Raw genomic sequence first — 18,081 nt, 5'->3', positions numbered from 1 at the left:
CGTGGCACCCACCCGTCGCGCCTCTACGATTGCCGCTGTGACAGGCATCGGCGGCTCGCCCCAGCAGATCGACCGGTTGCGATCCGACCTCTTGCACAGTCACTACGACGTCGACACCCTCGCCGACGTGCTCGGCGAGGTCGCGACGGCGGCGATGGCGCGCGAGCAGGTGCTCCCGGCGATCCGCGTGGCCCGCAGCAGCGACGAGCCGGCCGCCGTCCTCGTCCGGCTCTTCATCCTCGGCGACGACGTCACCGTCGCCGAGGCGACGCGTGCGCTCCCGGAGCTCGGCGTCGAGGGCGCCGCCGGACTCGGCCTGCTGACAGCCGCCGGCACGGCTCCGGACGACCGGGTCACGGCCCGCATCGACCTGCGCCCGGTGGACACCTCCGGCGGCGGCCTCTGGCTCGCCGCCGACCTCGGCGAGGCCACCACGGGCGCCGCCGTCGGCGCCGAACACGTCCTCGGCCTCGGCGGCGCCTCGCGAACGCTGGCCGAACTCACGGTGCGGACCCCAGTCGGGCGGGCCCTGGACCTGGGCACCGGGAGCGGGATCCAGGCCCTCAACCTGGCCGGCTTCGCGCAGTCGGTGGTCGGCACGGACATCTCCGCCGCTGCCCTCGCCTACGCGGCGTTCAATGCCGCCCTGAACGACTGCGCCGTCGACCTGCGCCACGGCTCGATGCTCGAGCCCGTGGCGGGGGAGCAGTTCGACCTCGTGGTCTCCAACCCGCCCTTCGTGATCACCCCGCGCACAACCGGGGGCGCAGCCCAGGCCGTGGAGACCTATACCTACCGCGATGGTGGTCGCCGCGGTGACGACCTCGTCCGTGACCTGATCACAGGCGTTCACGCGGTGCTCGCGCCGGGCGGCACGGCGCAGTTCCTCGCCAACTGGGAGGTGCACCGCGGAGAGGGTGCCTTCGACCGGGTCCAGCAGTGGCTGGCCGAGAGCGGCCTCGACGGGTGGGTCATCCAGCGCGAGTACGCCGACCCCGCCGAGTACGCCGAGACCTGGCTGCGGGACGGCGGCATCACCCCGGACCGTGACGCGGACGCGTGGCGGCGCGGCTACACCGCCTGGCTGGACGACTTCGAGGCCAGGGGAGTGGACGCCGTCGGGTTCGGGTACGTCACCCTGCACAAGCCACTGCGCCCCGCCGCCCTGCCCTGGCACCGGTTCGAGGAGATCACCGGGACCCTGGCGCCCACCCTGTGGCCCACGATCGCCGCGACCCTCGCCGCGAAGGACCGCCTCGCGCACCTCGGGGACGAGGTGCTCGCCGATCAACGTCTGCGCGTGGCCGGGGACGTCACGGAGGAGCGCCACTACACGCCCGGTCAGATGGATCCGCAGGTGATCGTGCTGCGTCAGGGCGGCGGTCTCGGGCGGACCGTGCGCGCGGGCACCGCGCTGGCCGCGGTGGTCGGCGCGAGCGACGGCGAACTCACGGTCGGGCAGATCGCGTCCGGTGTCGCGGTGCTCACCGACACCCGCCCCGCCGACGTCCTGGCGGACGCCCTGCCGCACGTCCGCGGGCTGATCCTCGACGGACTCCTGCTGCTGCCCGAGTGAGAGCGGCGGCACTGCGCGCCCGGCCCCGCTCACGCGGTCCGCTGCCGCCCCGCTCACGCGGTCCGCTGCCGCGCCCGCGCCCCAACCCCCGTCGACGGCGGACCAACAGATCTGCACACGAGTCTCACCACCCCTGCGCACGTCGGCGCGGTATCTGGCCGCCGGCCATGGTTACCGTGGAGGATGACTGCTGTGACCATGGCTCCGACCCCGGCGCCTCTCGACGCCCGCGGGAGGCGCGGGCTGACCGCCCCGCTGCTCGCGGCCCTCGCCTCGGCGGCGGTCCTGGTGGCCACGGCGTGGTTCTTCGTCACGACCCGGCTCGGGCAGCTCATCGACGACGCCGCCCTGTCCGGTGCGGACGCCGGCCCGCTCACCCTCACCCAGGCGATCCTGCCCATCCTCAACGTGGTGTCCGTTCCGTTCGTCGCCGCGGCGGTGGTGGGCGCCGTGGTGATCGCGGTGGCACAGCGCCGCTGGTCGATCGCCGGCGCCGCCGTGCTCCTGCTGGTCGGCGCGAACGTGACCACCCAGGTCCTCAAGGCGATCCTGCCCCGGCCGGACCTCGACGCCACCCTGGCCCTGTCCAACTCGCTCCCCTCGGGGCACACCACGGTGGCCGCGTCGGTCGCCGCGACCGCGCTGCTGATCGCCCCTCAGCGCTGGCGCGGACCCGTCGCCATCGGCGGTGCCCTCTACGCGATCGCGACCGGCCTGGCCACGATGGCCATCGAATGGCACCGCGCGTCCGACGTGGTCGCCGCGTTCGCCGTCGCCGCGTTCTGGTACTTCATCATCGAGGCGGCCCGCTCCGTGCGGCGCCGCTCGCTGCCTCGCGGCTACCGCGGTGCGCCGGGGGCGAACGCGGTCACGCTGCTCAGTGTCGTGGCCGTCGCGACGGGACTGCTCGGCGCCTCGATCGGTGTGCTCACGGCCCTCAACGTGCCGGTCTACGAGCGTCCCGGCGAGGTGATCGCCTACGTCGGCGCCTGCTCCTCGGTGATCGCGGCGTCAGCGGTGGCGACCCTCGCGATGCTCGCGATGCGCCCTCACCACCGGGCGTCGTCGTACTCCGCCGGCTCGTAGTCCCGCGACTCCTGGTTCTGCTCGCCCTCGGCGCGCTCCTGCGCGGCCCCGGCCTGCTGCTCCTCCAACTGCTCAAGGGTGCTCTGGTCGGGCGCCGACTCGGGTTCGCCCTCGGCCTCGCCATCCTCGCCCTCCTCCCCGTCGTCCCCCTCGCCTGACTCCGGGTCCGAGTTCTCCTCGATGCGCTCCTGTGCGTCCATCAGCCGATCGCCCGCCTCGGACGCCTCGCTGCCGGCCTGTTCGGAGAAGCAGTACTCGGCCTCGTCGATCACGGCCAGCGCCGCGTCGTAGTGGGCCTGCGCGCCGGGGACGTCGCCGAGCGCGTCGCCCTGGCCCTCGATGCTGAGCACGAGATTCACCCGCACCTGACAGGCGCGGTCCGGGCCGGCCGGGCCGAGGGCCCGCTCGAACTGGGCCTGGGCGCCGGGCAGGTCCCCGAGCCGGAACAGCACGTCGCCCTGGTTGAACGGCGACACCTCGCGCTCGAACAGGTTCGCGAAGCCGGCGAGCGTGAATAGCCGCTGGCTGCGCTCGTACTCCATCGGGTCCGCGATGCCCGCCTCGTACGCCGACACCGCGGTGGCGTTCAGGATCGGGGTGCCGAGCAGTTTGCCGGCGATCAGCAGGGCCACGGCCGCCGGTCCGACGGACCAGCGCAGGAGCCGGAGACGGCGGAGCCTGCGTCGGTCGTTGACGGCGGCGGTGTCGGTACTGCCGGGGTGGGCGTAGCCGGCATCGGGCCGGGTTCCGGCGCCGGGCTTGGCGCCCTCGTGGCCCGGAGGGGTCGACGGCGGAGCAGCGGTCGGGGTCGTCATCGGAGGGCTCCGTTCGTGGTGCGGTCCCGGTCGCCGCGGGTCGCCGTGTTCTCCGGCTCGCCGTTCGTCGCGTTGCGGTCCCCGGCGGTGGGGTGGTCCCGTCCGGCTCCGGTCGTGCTGCGGCTGCGATCGCCGCGCGTCAGACGGCGCTTCCCGTCGTCGTCGCCGCGCCGCCGGGCCGGGCCGATCGCGAGCAGTTCGGGGACGAGCAGTGCGCCCTCCCAGAGCACCAGGGCGAGCAGCGGCACGGCGAGCAGCCAGCCCAGGTCGGCGCGCCCGGCGAGCTCCTCGTCGGTCGCCTCGAGGCCACCGGTCTCGACGTCGACGACGTCCTCCAAGCCGCCCGGCGCGGTCCGGTGTGCGTAGTCCACGTCCAGCTCGCCGGCGATCGCCGTGAGCGCGGCCTCGTCGATCCGGGAGATCGCGTCCGTGCTCGGGGACTCGCTGTTGTCCTGGATGTACCGCGCCTCGGTCTCGTAGCCGCTGTTCTCGAGCATCCGCCCACCCTCCGCGGTGCCGTATCCGAGCACCGCGCCGTCGTCGACGAGGTCCGCGAGCGAGGCGAACGAGGCGTCCGGCGGCGAGCTCGAGGTGGTCTCGCCGTCGGTCATCAGGAACACCACCCGGGTCCGGTCGGGCTCCTGCTCCTGGGCGGCGGTGAGCCGCTCGGCCATCACCTCGACCGCCGTCAGCGGGGAGCTGCCTGCCGAGTAGAACGCGATCTCCGGCTGGAGCACCTCGACGGCCGTGCGCAGCGCCGTCGTGTCATCGGTCAGCGGCAGCTCGACCCGACCGATCTGGTCGAACGTGAGCAGCGTGAACCGGGCGCCCGGCAGGGCGTCGGCGATCGCGACCACGTCCTCGGCGACCCCCTCCAGACGTGGCCGGCCGCCGTCGTGATCCTCGGCGACGATCGAGCTCGTGGTGTCCACCACGAAGAACACGTCGACGTTCGTGTTGGCGGCGCGCGCGTCCGGATCGGGGATGCCCGGCCGCAGCGCGATCACGGCGAGCAGCGCGGCGATCCCGGCCCGGCGCAGCCAGGCCCGGCGCCGGCGCGGATCCTGCCGGCCGGCCCAGGCTGCGAAGCCGACCGTAACCGCGGCGAACACGGCGATCAGCCACCATGGGGCCACCGGCAGGAGCGTCATAGCCCGGCCTTCCAGGCGAGACCCATCAACGCGACCAGGCCGGCCCCGCCGAGCGCCAGGAACACCCCGGGAGCCGCGTACTCCAGCACCTGGGGTGCGCCGGTGAACGCGGCCGCCTCGGAGTCGGCGATCGTGTCCACGAGCGCCGCGATCTCCTCCGGCTCCTCGATCAGGTAGCTCGCCCCGCCGGTCAGTTCCGCGGCCTCGGCCAGCTCCACGCTCTCGTCGCTCTCACCCCAGGACGTCACGTTCAGCGCGTACAACCGGATGTCGCGGTCGGCCACGAGCCGGGCCGCCTCCGGCAGCGTCACGAGCGGGTTGCCGGACACGTAGTTGTCCGTGGCCATGATGATCGAGCGGGACCGGTCGGTGTCGACCGCGTCGAACCGGAGCGCGCAGGAGACCAGGCCGTCCCCGATCAGCGAGGAGCCACCCTCGCCGTAGTAGGTGCCCTGGAGCTGGCCGTAGTCGTTCTCCGCGAAGCCTTGCGAGAGCATCGTCAGCTGCTCGGTGACGTAGGCGTAGTCCGTGGTCAGCGGGAACACGGTCACGGCTGAGCTGTCCCAGATCGTCATGCCGATCCGCTCGCCCTCGAACTGCGGCACCAGCTCGGCGAACGTGGCCAGCAGCTCCTCGTTGAAGGAGTCCATCGACCCGGACACGTCCAGGCAGAGCATGATGTCGCGGGTGTGCAGTTCCGGCTCGGTCGCCGACGCCCCGATCGGGCGGGCCAGCAGCACCGTGCCGGCCACGGCGAGCCCCGCGACGGCGACCGTCATCGCCGTCAGCAGCTGCCGCCGTCGGGCAGCGAGCGCGCGGTAGCGCGGCAACGAGGTGAGCCGCTCCGAGTGGGCCACCCGGACGGCGTCGGCGGACGTGCGGGCCGCCGTGCGGCGCCACCACCACCACGCGCCGGCCGCGATCGCGACCAGGAGCACCGGGATCAGCCAGCCCCACAGGATCGAGACGGTCATCGCCACCCTCCCACCACGCCGGCGGCCAGGGCGACCGCGCCCGGCACGTCGGCCGCGCTGCCGCGGCCGTCGGTCGTGTCCGTGCCGGGCTCGGGGGCGGAGAACTCGACCGGGTACAGCTGCTCGATCGCGGCCGGAAGCACCCCGGGGTGGTGCCGCTTCAGGTCCGCCAGAGACATCGTGTGTGCGGGCACCCCTGACGCCGCGAACGCGAAGGTGCGCACGATGGCGCTGAGGCGCTGGTAGGCGTCCCGTTCGGGCAGTCGGCCGGCGGCGTGTTCAACCCCGACGGCGTGCAGCTGCGCCAGGTGCGCCTGCTTCAGTTCCGCGAGACCGCGGCCGTGCATGGGCGTCGGCTGGGCCGTCGCCGGCACCGCCCGGGTGCTCCAGAACAGGTACCCGAACCAGCCGAGCACGGCCACCACGAGCAGTGCGCCGAGCACCGGCCAGAGGGCGCCGTACTGCCACGGGCCGTAGAGGTCGTCAGCCACGGGCGGCGCGCTGCTTCTCGAGGAGCCGGAACACGGCGGGGATGACCTCGGCGTCGGAGCCGATCCGCTCCGCGGCGATCCCGACCCGGCGCAGCAGTGCGTCCCGGCCGCCACGGGCCGCCGCGACGGCGGCGGCGTGCTCGCGGCGCAACTGCGGATCGTCCCGCAGCGCAGCCGGCAGCCCCTGCAGTGCGTCGACGTCGAGCAGGTCCCGCCCGGCGAACCGGTCGTCGGTCAGTTCCGCGTCCGAGATCGTCAGCCAGAGGACCTCGTGCTGCACCCGGAGCCGGCGCAGCACCTCCTCGTGGGCCGGGCCGAGGTCCACCTCGTCGGTGACGATCAGGACGATCATCCGCCGGGTGATGGTCCGTCGGACGGAGTCCAGCAGACCGAGCAGGTCCTGGGCGGCGCCGTCGGTGCGGATCCGCCCGTGGATGCGCTGGAGCAGGGTCTCCAGGTGCCCGGAGGTACCGCGCAGCGGCAGGTAGCTGACGCCGTCGGCGTCCCCGCAGGCCAGTCCGACCAGGTCGCCGTGCTGGGTGGCAACATGGCCCATCACACCGGTGCCGAGCACCGCCACGTCGCGTTTGCTGCCGCCACCCGCGGCGGTGGCGGACATGGTCCGGCCGGTGTCCACGACGAGCAGCACGTTGTGCTTCTTGACCGCCACGTACCGCTTCAGCAGCACGTGCCCGCTGCGGGCAGTGGCCTTCCAGTCGATGTCCTTGACGTCGTCGCCGCGCTGGTACTCGCGCAGGTCGTCGAAGTCCATGGAGCGGCCCTTGTGCACGGACGCGTACTCGCCGGCCAGCAGCCCACGCACCTTCTCGTGGGCATGGATCGACATCTTGGTCCGGACCTCGACCAACAGGGAGGACATCGAGGCTCCGCTACGGCGTGGGGGTGGCCGCGAACACCGCGTCCACCACCTGCTCGGTGGTGACCCGGTCCGAGACCGCCTCGAAGTTCAGGATGATCCGGTGCCGGAGTACCTGGTGGCGCAGCCGCTGCACGTCCTCGGGGATCACGTAGGTGCGCCCGGCCACGACCGCGAGGGCGCGGGCCACCTGCTGGAACGTGATCGACGCGCGCGGGCTCGCGCCGCAGGTGAGGTACCGGCCGAGGCGCTCACCGAGCGCCCGCGACGGCGGCCTGGTGGCCTGCACGAGGGCCACGATGTAGGACTTGATCGCCGGGTCGAGGTAGACGCCCTTGACCACGCCCTGCAGGTAGCGCACCTCGTCCAGGCTCACCTGGGACCCGGCCGGCAGGTCCTGGTCGAACACCTCGCGCTCGATCCGGTCCAGGATCTCGATCTCCTCGGCGTGGCTCGGGTAGGTGAGGATCTCCTTGAGCAGGAACCGGTCGAGCTGGGCCTCGGGCAGCTCGTAGGTGCCCTCCTGCTCGATCGGGTTCTGGGTGGCGAGCACCACGAACGGCTTCGGGAGCTCATGGATCACGCCGCCGATCGAGGTCTGCCGCTCCTGCATCGCCTCGAGCATCGCGGACTGCGTCTTCGCCGAGGACCGGTTGATCTCGTCGAGCAGCACGAAGTTCGCGTGCACCGGGCCGAGCTGGGTGCTGAACTCGCCGGTGGCCGGCTCGTACACCTGGGTGCCGACGATGTCCGCCGGGAGCAGGTCCGGGGTGCACTGGATCCGGGTGAACGAGCCCTGTACAGCGTCCGCGAGCGTCGCCGCCGCGGTCGTCTTGGCCAGGCCTGGCACCGACTCCAGGAGCACGTGCCCACCGGTCATCAGTGCCACCACCAGGCTCAGCTGGAGGTTGCCCTGGCCGACCACCCGGCTCCGGAACGAGGTCCCGATGCGCTCGACGATCGCCTGGGCGCGCGCGACGTCGGACGGCTCGAGTCGGCGGGCGGCTGCGGGCGCAGGGGCTTGCTGGGACATGGTGCTCCGGTGGGTGCGAGAGGCGGTGGAGGGTGGGACCGGATCGTGGCGACCCGGCCGGAACACGGTCGCGTGGGCGACCCGGAGTCCGATCCCGTGGCACCGACACTAGCCGCGTTTGTGGGTCGGATCGGGTCAGGGGCCTGGGGAGAGGTACCCTCGTCCCAGCGGCGGTACCACGCTCGCCCCAGGGTGAGCGGCGCCGGTGGCTCGGGTGCGTGATGTGACGATCCGGCCGGCGCGCAACGGCCCCCAGCGGGCCCGACAGAGCCGGTTCCGGGGCAGGATCCGCGGCGATCCGCCGAAAGACGATGTACCGTCGAGCCGCAGTGTCCCCCTAAACGCGCCACCGTGTCCGGTCGGCGCGAACCGAGAAGGAAGGTCCGCGTGACCACACCCCATCGCAGGCTGGTCATCGTCGAGTCCCCGGCGAAGGCTCGCACCATCGCCGGCTACCTGGGCTCCGACTTCGACGTCGAGGCCAGCGTGGGACACATCCGGGACCTGGCGCAGCCCTCCGAGCTGCCCGCCGAGATGAAGAAGGGGCCCTACAAGAAGTTCGCGATCGACGTGGACAACGGGTTCGACCCCTACTACGTCGTGGACGCGGACAAGAAGAAGAAGGTCGCCGAGCTCAAGAAGCTCCTCAAGGGCGCCGACGAGCTCTACCTCGCCACCGATGAGGACCGCGAGGGCGAGGCCATCGCGTGGCACCTGCTCGAGGTGCTCGAGCCCAAGGTCCCGGTCAAGCGGATGGTGTTCCACGAGATCACCCGGGAGGCCATCCAGCGGGCCCTGGAGAACACCCGGGACCTGGACACCCGCCTCGTCGACGCCCAGGAGACCCGCCGCCTGCTGGACCGGCTGTACGGCTACGAGGTCTCCCCGGTGCTGTGGCGCAAGGTCCGTCAAGGCCTGAGCGCGGGCCGGGTGCAGTCCGTCGCCACCCGCCTGGTCGTGGAGCGTGAGCGCGAGCGGATGGCGTTCCGCAGCGCGGAGTACTGGGACATCAAGGGCACGTTCACCGGTGGCCGCGGGCAGACCGCCGGCACCTCGTTCGGGGCCCGCCTGGTGGCCGTCGACGGCGCCCGCGTGGCCACCGGGAAGGACTTCGGTGACGACGGGGTGCTTCGCACCCGCGCCGCCGTCCAGCTCACCGAGGCCGACGCGCGCGGCCTGGTCACCGCACTCGAGGGCTGCCAGGTCCAGGTGCGCTCCGTCGAGGAGAAGCCCTACACCCGCCGGCCGGCCGCCCCGTTCACGACCTCCACGCTGCAGCAGGAGGCGTCCCGCAAGCTCCGGATGAACTCCCGGCAGGCGATGCGCACCGCGCAGACCCTGTACGAGAACGGGTACATCACCTACATGCGTACGGACTCCTCGGCGCTGTCGGGTCAGGCCATCACGGCCGCCCGCAAGCAGGCCACCGAGCTGTACGGTGCCGACTACATCCCGGCCAAGCCCCGCGTGTACGCCAGCACGTCCAAGGGTGCGCAGGAGGCCCACGAGGCGATCCGCCCCGCCGGGGACTCCTTCCGCACTCCGGCGCAGATCTCCCGGGAGCTCTCCGGCGACCAGTTCCGCCTCTACGAGCTGATCTGGAAGCGCACCGTCGCCTCGCAGATGGCGGACGCCAAGGGGTCGACGGCGTCCATCCGGCTGGGCACGACGGCGTCCGACGGGCGCGACGCCGAGTTCGCGGCGTCCGGCACGGTCATCACGTTCCGCGGCTTCCTCGCCGCGTACGAGGAGGGCCGCGACGTCGAGCGCTACGAGGAGCGCGAGGCCAAGGACGCGCGGCTGCCGGACCTGCAGGTCGGCGACGGTGTGGCCACCGAGGAGCTGGTGGCCGACGGTCACGAGACGTCCCCGCCGCCGCGGTACACCGAGGCGAGCCTGGTCAAGGCCCTGGAGGAGCGGGGGATCGGCCGCCCCTCGACCTACGCGGCCACCATCGGCGTCATCACGGACCGCGGCTACGTGCTGCGCCGGGGCCAGGCCCTGGTGCCGAGCTGGCTCGCGTTCTCCGTGGTGCGCCTGCTCGAGGAGCACTTCCCGCGGCTGGTCGACTACGACTTCACCGCAGCCATGGAGTCCGACCTGGACCGGATCGCCGCTGGCGAGGCGGACCGGGTGGACTGGCTGGCCGGCTTCTACTTCGGGCGCGACGGCGTCGAGGGCCTGAAGGACCAGGTCGAGGACCTCGGCGAGATCGACGCCCGGGAGATCAACTCGATCGGCATCGGTGAGGACATCGTGCTGCGGGTCGGTCGGTACGGCCCCTACATCGAGGCACCTCCGCTGGAGGAGGGCGGTGAGGCCCGCCGCGCGAGCGTCCCGGAGGACATCGCCCCGGACGAGCTCACCCTCGCCAAGGCGAAGGAACTCTTCGAGGCGGGCGGCGACGGAGACCGCGAGCTCGGCGCCGACCCCGAGACAGGCCACCAGATCGTGGCCCGGTCCGGCCGGTACGGACCGTACGTGACCGAGATCCTGCCCGAGCCGGACGAGGCCGAGGCGCCGAAGAAGGGCGCGAAGAAGGCCGTCAAGCCGAAGCCGCGCACATCCTCGCTGTTCAAGGACATGGACCTGAACACGGTGGACCTGGACTCCGCGCTGAAGCTGTTGTCGCTGCCCCGGGTGGTCGGCAAGGACCCGGAGTCCGGGGACGAGATCACCGCCCAGAACGGCCGGTACGGGCCGTACCTGAAGAAGGGCACCGACTCCCGCTCGCTCGCGTCCGAGGACCAGATCTTCGACGTCACCCTCGAGCAGGCGCTCGAGATCTACGCCCAGCCCAAGCGCGGTCGCGGGGCCACCTCGGCGCCGCCGCTCAAGGAGTTCGGTGAGGACCCGGTCTCGGGCAAGCCCGTGGTGGTCAAGGACGGCCGGTTCGGCGCGTACGTCACCGACGGCACCACGAACGCGACACTGCGCAAGGACGACCCGGTCGAGAGCCTGACCGCCGAGCGCGCCTACGAGCTGATCGCCGAGAAGCGTGCGAAGGGTCCGGCCAAGAAGCCTGCCCGGGCCACCGCCGCCCGCAAGCCCGCCGCGAAGAAGCCGGCCGCGAAGAAGGCGACGGCCAAGAAGTAGTCCCGCCACCGGCGAGGTCCCGGAACCGACCGGGCCCTCGCCGTCGGGCAGTCGTGTTCAGCCCCGCTGCCGGGCGCGGCCGCGGCACCCTAAGGTGTCTGCGTGAGCACCCTCGATCTCGGCCCAGACCCCGCTGCCGCCCCCGCCCTGCGCTGGGGCATCCTCGCCCCCGGGGGCATCGCCCGGAAGTTCGCCGCGGAGATCCCCGCGAACACCGCGTCGTCGGTGGTCGCGGTCGGCTCGCGGGACGCCGGGCGTGCCCGTGCGTTCGCGGACGAGTACGGGATCCCGACGGCGTACGGCAGCTATGCGGAGCTCGTCACCGATGCGCAGGTCGAGGCGGTCTACATCGCCTCCCCGCACTCGGAGCACCTCGAGCACGCCCTGCTCGCGCTGGCGGCCGGCAAGCACGTTCTGGTGGAGAAGTCGATCACCCGGGACGCGGGCGAGGCCCGGACCCTGTTCGCGGCCGCCGCCGACCGCGGCCTGTTCGCCATGGAGGCGATGTGGACCCGGTTCCTGCCGCACATGATCGCCGTGCACGGGGTGCTCGATGCCGGCGAGATCGGCGGGGTGGTCAGCGTGAGCGCCGAGCACGGGCAGGACATGCGCACCCTCGGCGACGAGCACCGGATGCGCAACCCCGCGCTGGCGGGCGGTTCGATGCTCGACCTGACCGTCTACCCGATCTCGTTCGCCCACGACATCCTTGGTCCCCCAGAACAGGTCACCGCCGTCGGGACCCTGACCTCGACCGGCGTGGACGACACGGAGGCCATCACGCTGCGGACGGCCTCCGGGGCGGTGGCGCTGCTGCACGCGACGATGCGCTCGGCGACCGCGAACGCCGCGACCATCAACGGCACCGAGGGGCGGATCGAGCTCGCCGGGACGTTCTACGCGCCCACGACCGTCACGGTGCGCCCGCGGCACGGTGAGGCCCGCAGCTTCACGCCCGAGGTGAGTGCCGGGTTCGCCTACCAGGCCGCCGAGGTGGCCCGCCGGGTGCACGCAGGCGAGACGTTCTCGCCGCGGCACGACCCGGAGGGGACCATCGCGGTGATGGCCACCATGGACGAGGCGCGGCGCCAGCTCGGGGTGGTCTTCCCCGGTGAGTGACGCCGGTGCGCCCCTGCACGTGCTCGTCGGCGCGGACATCGGCGGCACCTCCAGCAAGGTCGCCGTCGGGCTCGCCGGCGGCCCCGTACTGAGCTTCGCGACCGGGCCCGGCGGCAACATCCGCAGCTCGCCGGGATCGGTGCGGGCGAACCTGGCGCAGACCCTCGCGGCGGCGCTCGAGGACGCCCGGGCCAGGGAGCCGGGGCTGGGCGGCGTCTTCGAGGCGTCCGGGTTCTTCGGCATGGCCGGCGCCGGCACCGGCGAGCCGGTCCGAGAGGTGCTCGACGTGACCGCCGCCGCCTGGGCGGACGTCGGCCTGCCCGGCCGGCCCCAGGTCCGCGGCGACCTCACGATCGCCTACGCGGCCGCCGCCGAGGCCCCGGACGGGATGCTGCTGCTCAGCGGGACCGGCGCCGTCGCGTGCCGGGTCGGGGTCCCGGACCGTGTCCGGGGCGCCATCGGGCCCGCCCGTGACAGCTGGGCCGGGCTCGAGGTCACCACCAGATGTGACGGCATGGGCTGGATCCTCGGCGACGGCGGGTCCGCCGTGTGGATCGGGCTGGCGGGGCTGCGCGCCGCGGCCGCGCAGCTGGACGGGCGTGGCCCGGGCACCGCGCTCACCGCCGCCGTCCTGGACTGGGCCGGTGTCCCCGACAGTGTCGAGGCACGCCAGGCACTCGTCGTCGCCGTGCACTCGATGGCACCCGCCCAGTACGGCGCCGTGGCGCCGCTGGTGGCGAGCCTGGCCACAGCCGGGGACGAGGTGGCCGGCGTGATCATCGCGGACGCTGTCGCCGCACTGGCCGGCACCGCGCAGGTGGTCGCGGACCCCATTCCCGCGGAGATCGTGCTCGCCGGCTCGCTGCTCACGACCGACGGCCCGGTCCGGGACGGGGTCCGCGCCGCGTTGGCCACCGGGTTCCCGGCGGCACCGCTGCGGACCGCCGAGATGCCCGTGGTGGGGGCGCTCCGGCTCGCTGCCGCCGAGGCGGGCTGGCCGGTGGGAGGGCCGGCCGACCTCGCCGCGATGGTGAGGGCCGTCACGCAGTAGGGGTCGAGAGGTGGGTCGACGACTACGCACTCGTCCGCGCGTCGGCGATCCGCTCGATCTCCGGCACGAGTGCGGCGGCCTCGGGCAGTGCCGCGATCTCGGCTGCCAGTACCTGCGCGCGCGCCCCGTACCGGTCACCGGCCAACACCGACGTCACTGCCTGCGCCAACTGGTCGGCGCCCGCAGGGGCATCCTCGACCCGGATTCCGGCGCCCATCGCTGCGACCCGATCGGCGTTCATGCGCTGGTCGATCGCGAACAACGGCATGAGCACCTGCGGAACGCCCGCGGCCAGCGCCGACATGGTCGTGCCGAATCCGCCGTGTCCCACCACGGCCGCCGCGAACGGCATCACGTCGTCCTGTGGCCAGTACGTCTCGACCCGGGCATTCCTGGGCCAGGGCGGCGGGACGAGCGCACCCGCGGCGAGACCCGTGGTCATCAGCACCCGGACGGGTTGATCGGCCAAGGCGGCCAGGGCCGCCTCGTGGAGTCCGGAGAGGTGGTCCAGACCGGCCGCGACGGTCCCGAACGTCACATAGACCAGGGGATCCGCCGGCTCGCCCCATGCCGCAGGCAGGCGTCCGGCGTGCGTCGTGTCGGCTCGGTACCGGGTGACGGGGCGGTTCAGGCCGGCCTCGCCAAGGATGGCTTCTGAGTCGTCGAGGATCGCAGGAACGGCGGAGAAGGCGGGCGCGGACCGCATGGCTGCCAGGAGTCGACCCTCGGGGAGGCCGACCAGTGCGTCCAGCTCGGCCAACGGCCGGGCGATCTGGCCGATCGCCCAGATCATCGTCGAGGTGAGCCCGATCGAGACCTCGACGTGCGGGATGCTGCTCGCCTCAGCGGCAGCGAGCGATCCCAACTCCATCGGCTCGCGCAGGATCACGTCCGGCTGCCACGCCTCGACCGTGCGGCGCACGCCGGGCAGGGCATGCTGGGCGTCGAGGCGGCCGAAGATCTCCCGCGTCACGGTTTCGTTGGCCTCATCGAAGCCCAGCATGGGCAGGGTCGCCATCACGGGGCCGATCAGTTCCGGCGGCACGTCCGCGAACGGGGCGTGCGCCAGGCCGGCCCGGGCGACCGCTCCGGCGTAGGATGCCGGCGCGGCCACGAGTACGTCGTGCCCGGCATCGACGCAGGTGCGAGCCACATGCGCGAGGGGACCGAAGTGGCCATCGCCAGCGGTCGTGGAGCACAACACGCGCATGCCGAATCGTCGCATCCGGTGGCCTGTGACGTCCGGCGAATGGCAGCGCAGGCGGTCGGCAGGGGCACGTGGTCCGCTCCGTCGGTGGGCGTCGTTAGGCTGCAGGACGTGACCGGACTCTTCATCTCCTTCGAGGGCGGCGACGGCGCCGGCAAGTCGACGCAATTGGGCCTGCTCGCCGACTCGCTGGCGGCCGGCGGTGTCCGAGAGGTGGTGCGTACCCGCGAACCCGGCGGCACCGAGCTCGGGCGAACGCTGCGGGACCTGCTGCTGCACGGGTCGGACCTGGATCCGCGCACCGAGGCACTGCTGTTCGCCGCGGACCGGGCCCACCACGTCGCGTCCCTGGTCCGCCCGGCGCTGGCGCGCGGGGCCGCCGTGCTCACCGACCGGTACCTCGACTCCTCCGTGGCCTACCAGGCCGGCGGCCGGGTCCTGCCTGCCGAGGAGGTGGAGCAGATCTCGCTGTGGGCCACCCAGTCGCTCCTGCCGGACCTGACGGTGCTGCTCGACCTCGACCCGGTCCTGCTGACCGGGCGGCTCAGCGACGCCCCGGACCGGCTCGAACGAGCCGGCTCCGACTTCCACGTCCGCACCCGGCAGGCGTTCCTCGACCGGGCTGCCGCCGATCCGGCCCGCTGGCTGGTCCTCGATGCCGCGCGGCCGCGCGAGGACCTCGCCGCGGCGATCCGGGTGCGGGTCGATGCGCTGCTCGCCGGTGTTGTTGCGGGGGAGCGGCCGTGAGCGTCTGGGATGCCCTGGTCGGCCAGCCGGAGGCAATCGCCGTGCTCAGCGAGGCCGTGCGCCGCCCGGAGGCGATGACGCATGCCTGGTTGATCACCGGCCCGCCCGGCTCCGGCCGGTCCGTGGCCGCCCGCGCGTTCGCCGCCGCGTTGCAGGACCCCGCCGACGTCGACGGCACCTCGCACGAGACCCAGACGGCGCTGGCCGGCACCCACGCGGACGTCACCGTGCTGGCCACCGAGAAGGTGGTCATCAGCATCGACGAGGCGCGGAACCTGATCGGCCTCGCGCAGCGCTCGCCGTCGCAGGGCCGATGGCGCGTGATCATCGTGGAGGACGCGGATCGGATGGTCGAGCGGACCTCGAACGTGCTGCTCAAGGCCATCGAGGAGCCGCCGCCGCGGACGGTCTGGATCCTCTGCGCGCCGAGCCCGCAGGACGTGCTGGTCACGATCCGGTCCCGGTGCCGCCTGGTGAACCTGCGGGTGCCGCCGGCCCAGGCCGTGGCGGATCTGCTGGTGCGTTCCGACGGCGTGGAAGCGGATCTGGCGATGGAGTGCGCCCTCGCCGCGCAGAGTCACATCGGGATGGCACGTCGGCTCGCCGCGAACCCGAAGGCCCGCGAGTACCGGGCGAAGGTGCTGGCCATCCCGGCGACGATCCGCGGCGTCGGGGACGCGATCCTCGCCGCCGGCACCCTCGTGGACGAGGCAACCGAGGAGAGCAAGGTCGCGACCGCCGAGCGGGACGCGGTCGAGAAGGCCGAACTGCTCCGCAACCTTGGCGCCGAGGAGGGGGGCACGATCCCGCCCGCGCTGCGCGCGCAGGTGCGCCAGCTGGAGGAGGAGCAGAAGCGCCGGGCCCGCCGGGCACTCATCGACGTCCTCGACCGGGCGATGGTGGACCTGCTCTCGTTCTACCGCGACGTCCTCGTGGTCCAGCTCGACAGCGACCAGGTGCTGATGAACCGCGCCGCCGAATCGGCCGTGCGGGAGATGGCAGCCGGGTCCGCACCCGAGCAGTCGCTGCAGCGGATGCAGTCCGTCGGGGTGGCGCGCACCCGGATCGCGGCCGGCGCCGCGCCGCTGCTCGCGATCGAGGCGATGACGGTCGCGCTGCGACCACAGAACTGAAGCCTGGAGCGGACCGATCGTCGGGCCGTACGGACCAGCCCGCCTGATCGGCAGGCGCACCGGACGGACCGCGACACACCGACGCTGAACCGATCGCGAACGCGACGTCCCTGCCCGCGGAACCTCCGCCGTCGGGCACTTCTGCCCTCGACCCGGCGCCGGGCCGTCAGTTTGCTTATATAGGCTGCCCTCGTGCACATCCCATCCCGCCGCTCGTCCGTCGTCGCTGCCGTGTTCGCCGGCATCGCCCTGCTCGCGGGGTGCGCCGCGCCGGCGCCGCTCGTGCAGCCGCCGGCCGTGGGCGGGGGCGCGGTGCCCGAGGGACTCGAGGAGTTCTACTCCCAGCAGCCCGAGTGGAGCGAGTGCGACCCGAACTACCGGTGCGCGGACGTCGAGATGCCCCTGGACTACGAGGACCCGGGCGGGGAACGCATCACCATCGCGGTGAAGGTGTTCGAGGCCGTCGGGGAGCCGATCGGATCGCTGTTCGTCAACCCGGGCGGGCCGGGCGGCTCCGGGGTCGAGATGGCCGAGTCCGCGTCCGCCTACTTCGGCACCGACATCCTGCGCAACTACGACGTGGTCGGCTTCGACCCGCGTGGGGTGGGGCAGTCGTCGGCGGTGCGCTGCTACGACTCGGAGCAGCTTGAGCAGTGGTACGGCACGGAGTTCGACGTCGACACCGATGAGGGCTTCCAGGCCTACGTCGACGGCAACACCGCCTACGGCGAGGCCTGCGCGGAGAACACCGGCCCGCTGATCGGGCACGTGGACACCGTCAGCGCCACCCGGGACCTGGACATCCTGCGGGCGGTCATGGGGGAGAGTCAGCTGACCTACCTCGGCTTCTCCTACGGCACGTTCCTCGGCGCCCACTACGCCGACATGTTCCCGGAGAACGTCGGCCGCCTCGTGCTCGACGGTGCGGTCGACCCCGCGCTCAGCTACGGCGAGATCATCCGTGGCCAGACCGGCGGATTCGACCTGGCCTACCGGTCCTACCTCGAGGACTGCCAGGCCGGCACCGACTGCCCGCTGACCGATGGGGTGGAGGCCGGCATCGACCAGACCATCGCCCTGCTCGACCAGCTCGCGGACACCCCGGTCGCGAGCGGCGACCCCGACCGGCCCGTCAACGACGCAGACCTGCTCAACTCGATCATCGTGGCGCTCTACAACCCGGGGTCGTGGCCCTCGCTCACCAGCGCGATCGCCGCGCTGCAAGCCGGTGACGGGTCCGAGATCCGGTTCCTCTCCGACTACGCCCTCGACCGCGACGAGGACGGCAACTACCCCGAAGACCAGGGTGCGTTCCGGGCGATCGACTGCCTCGACTACCCGGTCGAGCTCGACCTGGACGCGATGCGCGCCGAGGTCGACGAGCTCACCGAGATCTCCCGCCTGTTCGGCCCGTACAACGGCTACGGCGAGGTCGGCTGCGCCACCATGCCGGTGCAGTCCTCGGCGGTCCGCGAGCCGCTCACGGCGGAGGGCGCCGCACCGATCCTGGTGATCGGCACCACCCGCGATCCGGCCACCCCGTACGAGTGGGCCGAGTCGATGGCCGAGCAGCTCTCCTCGGGCGTGTTCCTGTCCTATGACGGCGACGGCCACACCGCCTACGGGGCGGGCAGCTGCATCGACGACGCCGTGGATGCGTTCCTGGTGGAGGGCACGGTCCCGGAGGACGGACTGTCCTGCTGAGGCCCGGATCACACCGCCATC

At 72.8% G+C, this 18,081-nt stretch carries 15 protein-coding genes; 8 read left to right on the top strand and 7 right to left on the bottom strand.

Features of this window, described 5'->3' with window-relative positions; genetic code table 11:
• Nucleotides 1-37 precede the first annotated feature (37 nt).
• Nucleotides 38-1,576 (top strand): DUF7059 domain-containing protein, encoded by a 1,539-nt coding sequence (locus GKS42_RS21675; protein WP_232847786.1) that lies wholly within the window; start codon nucleotides 38-40, stop codon nucleotides 1,574-1,576.
• A 183-nt stretch (nucleotides 1,577-1,759) separates the two neighbouring features.
• On the top strand, nucleotides 1,760-2,662 hold the full coding sequence (locus tag GKS42_RS21670; RefSeq protein ID WP_154795714.1) for a phosphatase PAP2 family protein: 903 nt from the start codon (nucleotides 1,760-1,762) through the stop codon (nucleotides 2,660-2,662).
• Here the strand turns inward: GKS42_RS21670 and GKS42_RS21665 are convergent.
• From GKS42_RS21665 to GKS42_RS21640, 6 genes are read right to left on the bottom strand one after another with little or no spacing between them, the layout of a single operon-like run.
• Nucleotides 2,626-3,477, bottom strand: a complete 852-nt coding sequence (locus tag GKS42_RS21665) for a hypothetical protein (RefSeq protein WP_154795713.1) — start codon at nucleotides 3,475-3,477, stop codon at nucleotides 2,626-2,628. The genes GKS42_RS21670 and GKS42_RS21665 overlap by 37 nt on opposite strands.
• On the bottom strand, nucleotides 3,474-4,628 hold the full coding sequence (locus GKS42_RS21660; RefSeq protein ID WP_154795712.1) for a vWA domain-containing protein: 1,155 nt from the start codon (nucleotides 4,626-4,628) through the stop codon (nucleotides 3,474-3,476). The genes GKS42_RS21665 and GKS42_RS21660 overlap by 4 nt, the downstream gene beginning before the upstream one ends.
• Nucleotides 4,625-5,602 carry a vWA domain-containing protein gene (locus GKS42_RS21655; RefSeq protein WP_154795711.1) on the bottom strand — a complete coding sequence of 326 codons (978 nt, stop codon included), beginning with the start codon at nucleotides 5,600-5,602 and terminating at the stop codon, nucleotides 4,625-4,627. Before GKS42_RS21655 ends, GKS42_RS21660 begins: the two co-directional genes overlap by 4 nt.
• The gene (locus tag GKS42_RS21650) at nucleotides 5,599-6,093 is read right to left on the bottom strand and encodes a hypothetical protein (protein WP_154795710.1); all 495 of its coding nucleotides are present in this window, start codon (nucleotides 6,091-6,093) and stop codon (nucleotides 5,599-5,601) included. The genes GKS42_RS21655 and GKS42_RS21650 overlap by 4 nt, the downstream gene beginning before the upstream one ends.
• Nucleotides 6,086-6,973, bottom strand: a complete 888-nt coding sequence (locus GKS42_RS21645; RefSeq protein WP_154795709.1) for a DUF58 domain-containing protein — start codon at nucleotides 6,971-6,973, stop codon at nucleotides 6,086-6,088. The genes GKS42_RS21650 and GKS42_RS21645 overlap by 8 nt, the downstream gene beginning before the upstream one ends.
• A 10-nt stretch (nucleotides 6,974-6,983) precedes the next feature.
• On the bottom strand, nucleotides 6,984-8,003 hold the full coding sequence (locus GKS42_RS21640; protein ID WP_154795708.1) for an AAA family ATPase: 1,020 nt from the start codon (nucleotides 8,001-8,003) through the stop codon (nucleotides 6,984-6,986).
• A gap of 387 nt (nucleotides 8,004-8,390) precedes the next feature.
• On the opposite strand from GKS42_RS21640, the gene topA reads away from it, so the two are divergent.
• From topA to GKS42_RS21625, 3 genes are all read left to right on the top strand, one after another.
• Nucleotides 8,391-11,099 carry a type I DNA topoisomerase gene (topA, locus tag GKS42_RS21635; RefSeq protein ID WP_154795707.1) on the top strand — a complete coding sequence of 903 codons (2,709 nt, stop codon included), beginning with the start codon at nucleotides 8,391-8,393 and terminating at the stop codon, nucleotides 11,097-11,099.
• A gap of 102 nt (nucleotides 11,100-11,201) precedes the next feature.
• Nucleotides 11,202-12,218 carry a Gfo/Idh/MocA family protein gene (locus tag GKS42_RS21630; RefSeq protein ID WP_154795706.1) on the top strand — a complete coding sequence of 339 codons (1,017 nt, stop codon included), beginning with the start codon at nucleotides 11,202-11,204 and terminating at the stop codon, nucleotides 12,216-12,218.
• A complete protein-coding gene (locus GKS42_RS21625) occupies nucleotides 12,211-13,269 on the top strand; it encodes an N-acetylglucosamine kinase (protein WP_154795705.1) in 1,059 nt (352 codons plus the stop codon). The genes GKS42_RS21630 and GKS42_RS21625 overlap by 8 nt, the downstream gene beginning before the upstream one ends.
• 22 nt (nucleotides 13,270-13,291) lie before the next feature.
• Here the strand turns inward: GKS42_RS21625 and GKS42_RS21620 are convergent, their stop codons facing one another.
• Nucleotides 13,292-14,479: a glycosyltransferase gene (locus GKS42_RS21620; RefSeq protein ID WP_354002722.1), complete on the bottom strand. Its 1,188-nt coding sequence runs from the start codon at nucleotides 14,477-14,479 to the stop codon at nucleotides 13,292-13,294.
• 108 nt (nucleotides 14,480-14,587) lie between these two features.
• Here GKS42_RS21620 and tmk point away from each other — a divergent pair, with 108 nt between their 5' ends.
• From tmk to GKS42_RS21605, 3 genes are all read left to right on the top strand, one after another.
• Nucleotides 14,588-15,223, top strand: a complete 636-nt coding sequence (gene tmk, locus GKS42_RS21615) for a dTMP kinase (protein WP_232847785.1) — start codon at nucleotides 14,588-14,590, stop codon at nucleotides 15,221-15,223.
• A complete protein-coding gene (locus GKS42_RS21610; RefSeq protein ID WP_154795702.1) occupies nucleotides 15,220-16,356 on the top strand; it encodes a DNA polymerase III subunit delta' in 1,137 nt (378 codons plus the stop codon). Before tmk ends, GKS42_RS21610 begins: the two co-directional genes overlap by 4 nt.
• Nucleotides 16,357-16,548: 192 nt before the next feature.
• A complete protein-coding gene (locus GKS42_RS21605; protein ID WP_154795701.1) occupies nucleotides 16,549-18,060 on the top strand; it encodes an alpha/beta hydrolase in 1,512 nt (503 codons plus the stop codon).
• The last annotated feature ends 21 nt before the right edge of the window (nucleotides 18,061-18,081 follow it).

Origin of the sequence: Occultella kanbiaonis (assembly GCF_009708215.1) — a bacterium.
GTDB classification, from domain to species: Bacteria; Actinomycetota; Actinomycetes; order Actinomycetales; family Beutenbergiaceae; genus Occultella; species Occultella kanbiaonis.
Note: the sequence above shows the minus strand (reverse complement) of the source record. Positions and strands in the feature narration are given on the sequence as shown.

What these genes read in the sequence shown, in the direction of transcription:
- GKS42_RS21660 (WP_154795712.1), bottom strand. Translation starts at nt 4,628, where the DNA reads ATGACGCTCCTGCCGGTGGCCCCATGGTGGCTGATCGCCGTGTTCGCC.
- GKS42_RS21640 (WP_154795708.1), bottom strand. Translation starts at nt 8,003, where the DNA reads ATGTCCCAGCAAGCCCCTGCGCCCGCAGCCGCCCGCCGACTCGAGCCG.
- GKS42_RS21645 (WP_154795709.1), bottom strand. Translation starts at nt 6,973, where the DNA reads ATGTCCTCCCTGTTGGTCGAGGTCCGGACCAAGATGTCGATCCATGCC.
- GKS42_RS21620 (WP_354002722.1), bottom strand. Translation starts at nt 14,479, where the DNA reads ATGCGCGTGTTGTGCTCCACGACCGCTGGCGATGGCCACTTCGGTCCC.
- GKS42_RS21655 (WP_154795711.1), bottom strand. Translation starts at nt 5,602, where the DNA reads ATGACCGTCTCGATCCTGTGGGGCTGGCTGATCCCGGTGCTCCTGGTC.
- GKS42_RS21670 (WP_154795714.1), top strand. Translation starts at nt 1,760, where the DNA reads ATGACTGCTGTGACCATGGCTCCGACCCCGGCGCCTCTCGACGCCCGC.
- GKS42_RS21665 (WP_154795713.1), bottom strand. Translation starts at nt 3,477, where the DNA reads ATGACGACCCCGACCGCTGCTCCGCCGTCGACCCCTCCGGGCCACGAG.